An 11309-nucleotide genomic window follows, 5' to 3' on the forward strand; every position below is an offset into this window, starting at 1 on the left:
TGCTGCGGCGCGTCAAGCCGCAGCACCCGGCGACATCAATCCAGCTTTGGCCGCAGGATCAACACACCCAAAGGCGGCAGGTTCAGCGCCAATGACACCGGCATCCCATGGCTTTTACTGTCTTCGGTCTGCACACCGCCGCCATTGCCGACGTTAGAACCCGCATAGGTGCTCGCATCGCTGTTTAGCAGTTCGGTCCACAACCCGGCGAACGGAACGCCGATGCGATACCCCTCGCGAGGCACAGGCGTCAGGTTAGCGACGACCAACACCGGATCGCCCTCCTTGCTCCAGCGCAACCAGGCAAAAACGCTATTGGCCGCGTCATCACCGATGACCCATTGAAACCCCTGAGGCACGCAATCCTGTTCGTGAAGTGCCGGTACTTCGCGATAAATACGGTTGAGATCGCTCACCAGCTTCTTCACGCCGATGTGTTCAGCGTACTGCAACAAATACCAATCCAGTTGCTCGTCGTGGTTCCACTCGCGCCATTGGCCAAACTCACAGCCCATGAACAACAGTTTTTTGCCTGGGTGCGTCCACATGAACGCCAGATAAGCACGCAAATTGGCAAACTTCTGCCAACGATCACCGGGCATCTTATCAATGAGCGAATGCTTGCCGTGCACCACTTCATCGTGGGAAATCGGCAGGATGAACTTCTCGGACCAGGCGTAGATCAGGCCGAAACTCAGCTCGCCATGGTGATGGGCGCGGTGTATAGGGTCCTGCTGCATGTAATGCAGGGTGTCGTGCATCCAGCCCATGTTCCATTTATAGGAAAAGCCCAACCCCCCTTGCTGCGTGCTCTGGCTGACGCCGGGCCAGGCCGTGGACTCTTCGGCGATGACCATCGCGCCGGGCACCTCCAGTGCTACCACGTCGTTGAGATGGCGTAAAAAATCAATGGCTTCGAGATTTTCTCGACCGCCATGGCGATTGGGCACCCACTCCCCCGCTTTCCGTGAGTAGTCGCGGTAAAGCATTGAGGCCACGGCATCCACGCGCAGGCCATCAACATGGAAATGCTTGAGCCAATGCAATGCCGACGCGAGCATGAAGCCATGCACTTCTGTGCGGCCCAGGTTGTAAATCAGCGTGTCCCAATCCTGGTGGAAACCTTCCTGCGGATTGCCGTACTCATACAGAGCGGTGCCATCGAATTGCGCCAAACCGTGAGTATCGGTCGGGAAATGCGCGGGCACCCAATCGAGGATCACGCCAATATCGGCCTGGTGGCAAGCGTTGACGAAAGCAGCAAAGTCATCTGGCGAGCCGAAACGAGCCGTCGGGGCAAACTGCGAAAGAGGCTGATAACCCCATGAGCCGCCAAACGGATGCTCCATGATTGGCATCAGTTCGATATGGGTAAAGCCCAACTCCTTGATATAGGGAATCAGGCGCTCGCCCAGTTCGTGCCAGTTGTATTGGCGAACAACAAACTCATCGCTGTGATCAAGCTGCCAGGAGCCCGCATGTAACTCATAGATCGACAATGGCGCGCTCGCCACGTGACGCTCGCCCCGCGATTGCATCCAGCCATTGTCTTGCCAGTCGAATTGCAACGGTGCCGCTACCACCGACGCCGTGTCTGGCGGCAACTGGGTGGCCAGGGCCATAGGGTCGGCCTTGAGTGGCAGAATTCCATTGGCACCCAGAATTTCATATTTGTACGCTTCACCGGGCTTGAGCCGGGGAATGAATATTTCCCAAACCCCTGTGGGGTGACGCAAACGCATCGGGTGACGGCGACCGTCCCAATTATTGAAGCCGCCGACCACCGACGCGCGCCGCGCATTGGGTGCCCATACAGAGAAGCGCACACCGTCGATACCGTCGACATTCTTGACCTGCGCACCCAGGCAACTGCTCAGATCCCGGTGATTGCCTTCGGCAAACAAATACAGGTCCATCTCGCCCAACAACGGGCCGAAGCTGTAAGGGTCTTCGGTGATTTGCTCGCCGCCAGCCCAGTTGATTTTTAATAAGTAAGGCTGTGCGCGAGGGAAATGTCCGGCGAAAAAACCCGGGACCTCGCTCATTTCAAGGGTCCCCAGCTCCTGCTCACCCTCGCGCGACAGCACGCTCACACTTAACGCGTCGGGCAGGTACGCACGAATAAACTGCCCGCCCGCACCATCGTCACGGGGGCCAAGCATGGAGAATGGGTCATGATGTTCGGCGCGGATCAACGCATCCATATCGGCGGCCCCGGGCAGCAATCCCGATATGCCCCTGCCGTTTTCCTTAGGTGCATTCATTATAATTCTCCATCAGACAAGGTCAGCAGCCCACGTAAGCCTTGCAAAGGTACGGCCAACCAGCTGGGGCGATGCTCGGCTTCGTAGACAACTTCATAGGCAGTTTTTTCCAGGGTAAATAATTCCAGCGTGGCGCTCTCGCCCTTCGCGTCTTCCCAGCCGTGGGCCAGGTCAGTGGTCGCCCGACGATAACCGTCGAGAAAGGCCTGACGAGCCTCGGTCAAATAGGTTTGCGCCACGCGTTGTCGAGCGGTCGCGGCTTCAGCCGAGGTGTCCACGCTTCGCGCATTACGCACCGCCATGGCAGCCGCGTAATCGAATGATCGCAACACACCACTGACATCCTTGAACGGACTGTATTTGGCTCGGCGTTCGGTCAATGAACGCGCGGGTTCGCCCTCAAAGTCAATCAAATAGGCATCACCTTTGACCACCAGCACCTGGCCCAAGTGTAAATCACCGTGCACGCGCAGGCGCAAGCCACCCACAGAACGTTTTGCCAGCGCCTGAATGTATGCCATCACCTGCTCGCGCTTGCTCAGCAGCTCAGTAACCAGGGCTTGGTCGACGGGCTCAAGACTGACTGCGTGTTGTTCGAGCAACTGCAGGGCACGCTCCAGCTGAGCTGCCACGCTGCTGCCCAATTGCTGGCTGTCTTTGACACGGGTGGGTTCGGCGGCGAAATCCGGATTATCGGTCGGCGCTGCCAGTATTTGGTGCATCTCGCCAAGACGTTGCCCCAACAAGGCAGCGAAATCCGACAGTTCCAACAGGGCGTTGTAATGCTGTTCCTGCTCAGAACGGCCGTGGGACAGTTCATCACGCACTGCCCGCTCAAGGTTGTTCTGGGTCCATTCCCAGGCATCACCCTGGTTACTCAGATAACCCTGAGCAATCATCAGTAAATTGCTTTGCCCTTGCTTATCAATACGCACGACCGAGCCCAGCAACGGTGATATATACCCAAAGCCGGCCGCGGTCAGGTACGCGCCCATTTCCAGTTCCGGGTGAGTGCCCGCACTGACACGACGGATCATTTTCAGGACAAGGCTGCCACCGACCACCACGGAACTGTTGGACTGCTCAGCCGAGAGGTAACGTACTTCGGATTCGTTGTTCAAACCCAAGCCGGCCATTGCCGGGGTGTACTCAAAGCGCAACTCGCCTTCACTGCACGGCAGTACCGTCTTGGCCTGCATGCCCTGAATGACTGCGCGAATGAAGGTCTCCAGCGTAAAGGCGTCCGTGATCAGGCCGACTTGACGGCCGCGCCGTACGCGAGCCAACGCTAACTGCTGAGGCAACGCGCTGCTGATGTCATCTTCGGCCAATAGACCGAAGGGCAGTTGGTAGCGACCTTGATGATCGCCCGCGATGACTTCAATTTCACTCAACAGCACCGGATGCTGCGCGTCGCCAAAGCGTACTGCGTAAACAATACTCACCTGATCGATAGGCTTGTCCTTACCCGCAAACCAACGGCGCTTAGGCAGATAGAGCATCAACGACGTCTTCTCCATGGTGCTGCGCAACGGCTCGTCCAGTAGCTCTTCGAGGCGTTTTTTCAACACCAGGGTCGGGAAGTCCGGCATGCTTATCGCCGGTTCCACGTGCCAGCTCGGCATTTGGTTTTCCGCCGCCAGCAGGAACCAATAAAAGCCATAGGGTGGCAACGTCAGCAGGTACGGAAGCTGGCCGACGGGTGGGAATGCGCTGCCACCGAGCATCTCAACCGGAACCATGCCGGCAAACGGCGACAGTTCAAGTTCCGCCGCCTGAGCCGCGCTGGAGACGTTGGCCACACACAGAATAATTTCAGTCTTGCCGTCCGGCCCCGTGTACTCGCGGGTGTAGGCCAGAATTCGACGGTTGGTGGGCGAAAGCATTTTCAAGGTGCCACGGCCGAATGCTTTCTGCTGCTTACGCACTGTCAACATCCGTCGATTCCAGTTCAGCAGCGAATGCGGGTCGTTGTTCTGGGTCTCGACATTGACCGATTGATACCCGTACAGCGGGTCCATGATCGGCGGCAGCACCAGGCTTGCCGGGTCCGCACGGGAAAAGCCGCCGTTGCGGTCGATGGACCATTGCATCGGCGTGCGCACGCCATCACGGTCGCCCAGATAAATGTTATCGCCCATGCCGATTTCATCACCGTAGTACAACGTCGGCGTGCCGGGCATCGACAGCAGCATGCTGTTGAGTAACTCGACGCGACGTCGATCACGCTGCACCAGTGGCGCCAGACGTCGACGGATGCCCAGATTGATCCGGGCCCGGCGGTCGGCAGCGTAGTAATTCCACAAGTAATCACGCTCGCGATCAGTGACCATTTCCAGGGTCAGCTCATCGTGATTGCGCAGGAAAATTGCCCACTGACAGTTCGCAGGAATTTCGGGCGTCTGGCGCAGAATATCGGTAATCGGAAAGCGGTCTTCCTGTGCCACGGCCATGTACATGCGCGGCATCAGTGGGAAGTGGAATGCCATGTGGCACTCATCGCCGTCATTGCCTTTTGTATCACCGAAGTACAGCTGCGTGTCTTCCGGCCATTGATTGGCTTCGGCCAGCAGCATGCGGTCCGGGTAATTGGCATCGATTTCGGCACGGATCCGCTTAAGTAGCTTATGGGTCTCGGGCAGGTTTTCGTTATTAGTGCCGTCGCGCTCGATCAGGTACGGGATCGCATCCAGGCGCAGGCCATCGATGCCCATGTCCAGCCAGTAGCGCATCACTTGCAGTACCGCATCCATCACATGCGGATTGTCGAAGTTGAGGTCTGGCTGGTGGGAATAAAAACGGTGCCAGAAGTATTGGCCGGCAACCGGGTCCCAGGTCCAGTTGGACTTTTCGGTGTCGAGAAAAATGATTCGGGTGCCGTCGTACTTCTGATCACTGTCCGACCACACGTAAAAATCCCGTGCCTTGGAGCCACGTTTGGCCGCACGGGCTTTCTGGAACCATGGGTGCTGGTCCGAGGTGTGATTAATGACCAATTCGGTGATCACCCGCAGACCGCGAGCATGGGCTTCAGCGATGAACTTCTTGGCATCGGCCATCGTCCCGTAATCGGCATGCACGCCTCGGTAATCGGCAATGTCATAGCCATCATCACGGCGTGGCGAGGGGTAGAACGGCAGCAGCCAGACAGTATTGACCCCCAGCTCGGCGATGTAGTCGAGCTTGGCGATCAGGCCGGGAAAATCGCCGATCCCATCGTTATTTGAATCAAAAAATGACTTTACATGAACCTGATAAATGACCGCGTCCTTGTACCACAGCGGGTCATTGATGAAGGCTGCGTGCCTGGGTTTCTTTGCCATCGTTGATTCCTTTTAATCCGTGGTCTGAATACGCCAGATGCCGAAAGGTTGATGCCAAGGCTCGATACGCATCCACTGTGTTTTGCCATACCAGGTCCAGCGATGGCCCGTCATCAGGTCTTCACCCGAAGTCGCCACGTCGTCAGGCAGCCCCATTTCCCACAACGGCAACTCAAAATGCGCTTCCTGGGCGTTGACAGGGTCGAGGCTGACAGCCACCAGAACAAAGTTGCTGCCATCGGCGCTGCGCTTGCCGAAATACAAAATGTTGTCATTCCAGGCGTTGTAGATTTTCAGGCCCAAGTGCGTTTGCAGCGCAGGGTTCTGTCGACGGATACGATTGAGTTGAGCAATTTCGGCAATGATGTTGCCCGGCGCGTTGTAGTCCCGAGGCCGCAGCTGATATTTCTCCGAGTCCAGGTACTCTTCCTTACCTGGCACCGGCGCTGCTTCGCACAATTCAAACCCGGAATACATGCCCCACAGACCAGAGCCCATGGCTGCCAGCACCGCACGAATCAAGAAGCCTGCGCGGCCGGACTCATGCAGAAAGAACGGGTTGATGTCGGGCGTGTTCACGAAGAAGTTCGGCCGGTAGCAATCGCGCCACGGCAACTGGTTCAACTGCGTGAAATACTCCGCCAACTCGGACTTGGTGTTGCGCCAGGTGAAATACGTATAGCTCTGGGAGTACCCGACCTTGCCCAATCGCGCCATCATCGCTGGCTTGGTGAACGCTTCAGCGAGGAACATCACCTCAGGGTACTGGCTGCGAATATCAGCAATCATCCACTGCCAGAAAGGCAGCGGTTTGGTGTGCGGATTATCGACGCGAAAGATTTTTACGCCCTCCTCGATCCAGCCCAGGACGATGTCACGCAACTCCAGCCACAAACTGGGGATCGCGTCGGGGGCATAGAAGTCGACGTTGACGATGTCCTGGTATTTCTTCGGCGGGTTTTCCGCGTAACGGATGCTGCCGTCCGGGCGCCAGGAGAACCAGCCCGGATGTTCCTTGAGCCACGGATGATCCTGTGAGCACTGGATGGCAAAATCCAGAGCAACCTCGAGGCCGTACTCAGCAGCGGTCTTCACCAGATTACGGAAATCCTCGCGGCTACCCAGTTCCGAGTGAATCGCGTCATGCCCACCGTCGGCGCTACCGATGGCGTAAGGGCTACCCGGGTCGTCAGGCCCCGCTTGCAGCGAGTTATTCGGCCCCTTGCGATGGGCGCGGCCGATAGGATGGATCGGCGGAAAATACAGCACATCGAAACCCATGTCCCGAATCATTGGCAGACGAAACAGCACGTCATTGAAGGTGCCGTGGCGCGCTGGATCTTCAGTCACCGAACGCGGAAACAACTCATACCAACTGGCGAACTGCGCCCGTTCACGTTCTACATCCAGCGGGAATTCGACGCTACGGCTCAGGTAGGCATGATTCTCGGCCTGGGCCATCAGCGCCGCCGTTTCACTGTGCAGCAGCAACGCGACCTGAGCCGCGGGCTCGCTCTGCCCAAACCGCTCGATCACTGCACTGATTTGCTGTCGTAGTTCAGCCTGGCTGCGTTCAGCGGCCTGGACTAAATGAACGCGGCCCTCCTCCAACTCCAGATGGATCGGCACCCCAGCGCCATGCTTTTTTCGCAGCTCATAGCGATAGCTGGCGAACTGATCGATCCAGGCCTCGAGCCTGAAGACGTAACGGGCCACCGACGTCGGGGTGAACTCGCCTTCCCAGCTGTCATTGACCCGCTCTTGCATGTGAGTACTGTGCCAGTGCTCTTCATCGGCGGCACGCCACCGTATCAGCACCGCCAGCTTGTCGTGGCCATCGGCAAATACTTTACTGGTCACACTCACCGGCTGCCCGATGATTGCCTTTACCGCAAATAACCCGCCCTCAATCACTGGCATCGTGTTTTCGATCACGATCCGCGGTAATTGCAGGGCCTGGGTCAACGTCAGAGGTCGGGTCGGGTGTGGAACGTCACTGGCCAAAGAATCCGGGCCGTAGGGCTGATCAGCGGTCACATTCATCGAGCATCACTCCTCACGCCCTTTAAAGACGCTCTTGCGCAAAATATGTGCGATTGAAAAAATGAGCGAGCCCATTCCTGCGCTGATATTCCTCGCCGGGCCGCATAGGTTCCGAGCCCCAGCCTATAGTAAAAGTTCAAAAGGGTTTAACAGCGAGGATGAGCTTAGTCCGAGCTTTAGCAATGGTCGGAGTCTTTTGCACAGTTCAGATGTCCAACTCATCAACCGTCGGAAAAATCCATAAACCGAAGGGACCAGGAGATGAAACTGATGAATATCCCTATCCCCGCCGAAACGCCCGATCCGATGATCGACGATCCAGCATTGCCCGTGCCAAAGCCTGAGCAGGAGCCGCCACCCACGATGCCACCAACGTCCGAGCCACCTAAGGGCGATCCGCCTGCCGCAGAACCTCCCGCTATTCTTGAACGTTATCTACCTGAGTCAATTTTTTTCAAGGAGTACACCCATGCCTCTGGAATTCGATAGCACCAACACGCATTGCTCCGCATTGATCGAGGACGTCCGCTATCAAAGCCTTGTCAGCGAGGTGGTGATTGTCACCAATGACGCCACGCACATGTCTGAAGCGCAAGTGGGTGGCAAAAGCGTGCCCATCACCGAAGCCGAAGCCGAGAGCCTGCTCACCCGTGGCGCGCGAGACGATCGGCATAACACCGTTGTGGAGTGACACGCCAGACTCTGTTCCAGGCTCAACCTTACGACGATTTGTCCCGGCACAGTACTGCCGTTTACTGCGGCGGTGCTGCCGAGAAAATAATCCACTATCGAGCTCTCAGGTCGCCGAGGTTCACCGGCTGACACTCGAAACTTCTCGATGGGATAGGCGAAAAACAGGGTGAACACATACCGCTATACAGATAAAAAACCCAGCACAGCACTGGGACAAAACCTCATCTGATCCGCTTTTTTATCAAATACCTGAGTCTGTTATGCAATCAGTTGCTCGCTCATAGTTCATTGGCCTGATACAGGCTGATGAGCATCCGACCATGAGCGAAAGAATTCCTGTCCAGATCATTGAACGCGTCGAACCTTCCAGAGCAAATGTGAAGGTCAAGTCCAGTGATAATTTGATTCATACCCGCAGCTTTACCGGGCTGTTCCGCAATTTACGTGTGAGCGGCGCGGGGTTTCTGTTCCTGCTGTTCTTTGGCACCGTCTGGCTCGATTGGGGCGGACGTCAGGCTGTGCTTTGGGATTTGGCCGACAGTAAATTTCATATTTTCGGGGCGACATTCTGGCCGCAGGACTTCATTCTGCTGTCGGCGTTGCTGATCATCTGTGCCTTTGGCTTGTTCGCCATCACGGTATTCGCAGGAAGAGTCTGGTGTGGATACACCTGCCCGCAGAGTTCCTGGACCTGGATTTTCATGTGGTGCGAGAAGCTCACCGAGGGTGAGCGCAATCAGCGGATCAAACTTCAGGCTGCACCCTGGGGCGTGAACAAACTGCTGCGGCGCTCGGCCAAGCACAGTCTGTGGCTGGCGATCAGCGTATTGACCGGTCTGACCTTCGTCGGCTATTTCACCCCGATTCGCCCGCTGGCCAATGAGCTGCTGACCTTGCAGTTGAGTGGCGTCAGTCTGTTCTGGGTGCTGTTTTTCGCGGGCGCGACCTATATCAATGCTGGCTGGCTGCGTGAAGCCGTCTGCATGCACATGTGCCCCTATGCGCGTTTTCAAAGCGTGATGTTCGACAAAGACACGCTTACCGTTTCCTACGACGCCGCTCGCGGTGAAAACCGTGGCCCGCGTAAACGTGAGGTCGATCCAGCGTCAGTAGGTTTGGGTGACTGTATCGATTGCCAGATGTGCGTGCAGGTATGCCCGACCGGTATCGACATCCGTGACGGCTTGCAGATGGAGTGCATTGGCTGCGCAGCATGTATCGATGCGTGTGACTCGATCATGGACAAAATGGGCTATGCCCGTGGTCTGGTGAGTTACACCTCGGAAGCCGTATTGCAAGGCGGTCAGACCCGTCTGCTGCGGCCACGCTTGATCGGCTACTGCGCCGTATTGCTGGTGATGATCGGCGCGCTGGTACTGGCGCTGGTCGAGCGGCCCATGGTCTCGCTGGACGTCAGCAAGGACCGGGGCCTGTTCAGGGAAAACAGCCAAGGCCAGATCGAAAACATCTACAGCCTGAAAATCATCAATAAAACCCAGCAGCGTCAGCAGTATCATCTGACGCTTGTCGATGGGGACGGCTTCCAGCTACAGGGCAAAACCGAGGTCAGCCTCGCTGCGGGGGAAATCTTCGATTTCCCCGTGTCCGTGACAATGATCGCCGAGCACCCGAGCAGCGGTTCGCAAACCATCAGCTTTGAAGTGGTGGACAGCGATGACGCCAGCGTACGCAGCCTGGCAAAAAGCCGGTTTGTCGCCCCGCTCAATCGCTGATCCCTTTAAAGTGGTGCTTGCCTCACCTCCCCGTCAGACCGCCAGTCAGCGAGAACCGATGAAACGTTATGAAAAGTTTGCAGACGATATCGCTGAACTGATCCGCTCCGGGGTGCTCGGCCCCGGTCAGCGCGTGCCCTCGGTGCGTTATGCCAGCCAGACTTATGGGGTCAGCCCCTCGACGGTGTTCCAGGCCTATTACCTGCTGGAACGACGCGGGCTGATCCGGGCGCGGCCGCGCTCCGGTTACTTCGTCAACAATAATGTGCTACGGCAGTTTTCCGAGCCGGTGATCAGCACACAGGCCAGCGAGTCCACTGAGGTGGATGTCAGCGAGTTGGTGTTCTCGGTACTCGACTCGATCAAAGATCCGCAGACCGTGCCGTTTGGCTCGGCATTCCCAAGCCCGACGCTGTTTCCGCTGCAACGACTGGCACGCTCGCTGGCCAGCGCGAGCCGGCAGATGGACCCGCGCATGGTGGTCACCGATATGTCACCGGGCAACCCGCAATTGCGCCGGCAGATAGCGTTACGGTACATGGTCGGCGGCCTGATGCTGCCCATGGAGGAGCTGCTGATCACCAACGGCGCGCTGGAAGCCCTGAATCTGTGCCTGCAAGCGGTCACTGAGCCGGGTGATCTGGTGGCGATAGAAGCCCCGGCGTTCTATGCCTGCCTGCAAGTGCTGGAACGCCTGAAGCTCAAAGCCGTGGAAATTCCGGTGCACCCACGCGACGGCATCGATCTGGGCGTGCTCGCACAAACCCTCGAGCGCCACCCGATCAAAGCGTGCTGGTGCATGACCAGCTTTCAGAACCCGATGGGCGCCTCCATGCCCGAAGCCAAGAAACGCGAGTTAGTGGCGTTGCTGCGCCAGCACCAAGTGCCGTTGATTGAAGATGACGTCTACGCCGAACTGTATTACAGCCCGCAAGCGCCGAAGCCGGCGAAAGCCTTCGACACTGAAGGGCTGGTAATGCATTGCGGCTCGTTTGCTAAAAGCCTGGCGCCGGGTTACCGGATCGGTTGGGTCGCTGCCGGACGTTATGCGCAGAAAATCGAGCGCCTGAAACTGATGACATCGCTGTGCGCGTCGATGCCCGCTCAGGCTGCTATCGCCGACTATCTGCAGCACGGCGGCTACGACCGGCATCTGCGCAAACTGCGCTATGCCCTGGAAGAACAACAAAGCGCCATGCTCAGCGCCATCGCCCGCCACTTCCCCGCGCAGACGCGGGTCAGCCAGCCCGCAG

Annotated in this window: 7 protein-coding genes; 4 read left to right on the plus strand and 3 right to left on the minus strand. The window is 57.5% G+C overall.

The window, feature by feature from the left end; genetic code table 11:
- Positions 1 to 35: 35 nt before the first annotated feature.
- The 3 genes from glgB to K0F75_RS02395 are packed head-to-tail and all read right to left on the minus strand — an operon-like array spanning position 36 to position 7630.
- Positions 36 to 2264 carry a 1,4-alpha-glucan branching protein GlgB gene (gene glgB / locus K0F75_RS02385; RefSeq protein WP_219060152.1) on the minus strand — a complete coding sequence of 743 codons (2229 nt, stop codon included), beginning with the start codon at positions 2262 to 2264 and terminating at the stop codon, positions 36 to 38.
- Positions 2264 to 5587: a maltose alpha-D-glucosyltransferase gene (gene treS / locus K0F75_RS02390; protein ID WP_219060153.1), complete on the minus strand. Its 3324-nt coding sequence runs from the start codon at positions 5585 to 5587 to the stop codon at positions 2264 to 2266. Before treS ends, glgB begins: the two co-directional genes overlap by 1 nt.
- A gap of 12 nt (positions 5588 to 5599) precedes the next feature.
- Positions 5600 to 7630 (minus strand): alpha-1,4-glucan--maltose-1-phosphate maltosyltransferase, encoded by a 2031-nt coding sequence (locus tag K0F75_RS02395; RefSeq protein ID WP_219060154.1) that lies wholly within the window; start codon positions 7628 to 7630, stop codon positions 5600 to 5602.
- A gap of 270 nt (positions 7631 to 7900) precedes the next feature.
- Here K0F75_RS02395 and K0F75_RS02400 point away from each other — a divergent pair, with 270 nt between their 5' ends.
- The 4 genes from K0F75_RS02400 to K0F75_RS02415 form a co-directional block, all read left to right on the plus strand.
- Entirely contained in the window at positions 7901 to 8119 is a 219-nt protein-coding gene (locus K0F75_RS02400) for a hypothetical protein (RefSeq protein WP_219060155.1), read from the plus strand.
- Positions 8100 to 8321: a DUF3203 family protein gene (locus K0F75_RS02405; protein WP_219060156.1), complete on the plus strand. Its 222-nt coding sequence runs from the start codon at positions 8100 to 8102 to the stop codon at positions 8319 to 8321. The genes K0F75_RS02400 and K0F75_RS02405 overlap by 20 nt, the downstream gene beginning before the upstream one ends.
- A gap of 322 nt (positions 8322 to 8643) precedes the next feature.
- Positions 8644 to 10056, plus strand: coding sequence for a cytochrome c oxidase accessory protein CcoG (gene ccoG, locus K0F75_RS02410; protein ID WP_219060157.1), 1413 nt, complete (start codon positions 8644 to 8646; stop codon positions 10054 to 10056).
- 58 nt (positions 10057 to 10114) lie between these two features.
- Positions 10115 to 11309: PLP-dependent aminotransferase family protein (locus K0F75_RS02415; protein WP_257604237.1), on the plus strand; the 1195-nt coding region annotated here is incomplete at its 3' end.

Origin of the sequence: Pseudomonas sp. UMAB-08 (assembly GCF_900095225.1) — a bacterium.
Classification (GTDB): Bacteria; Pseudomonadota; Gammaproteobacteria; order Pseudomonadales; family Pseudomonadaceae; genus Aquipseudomonas.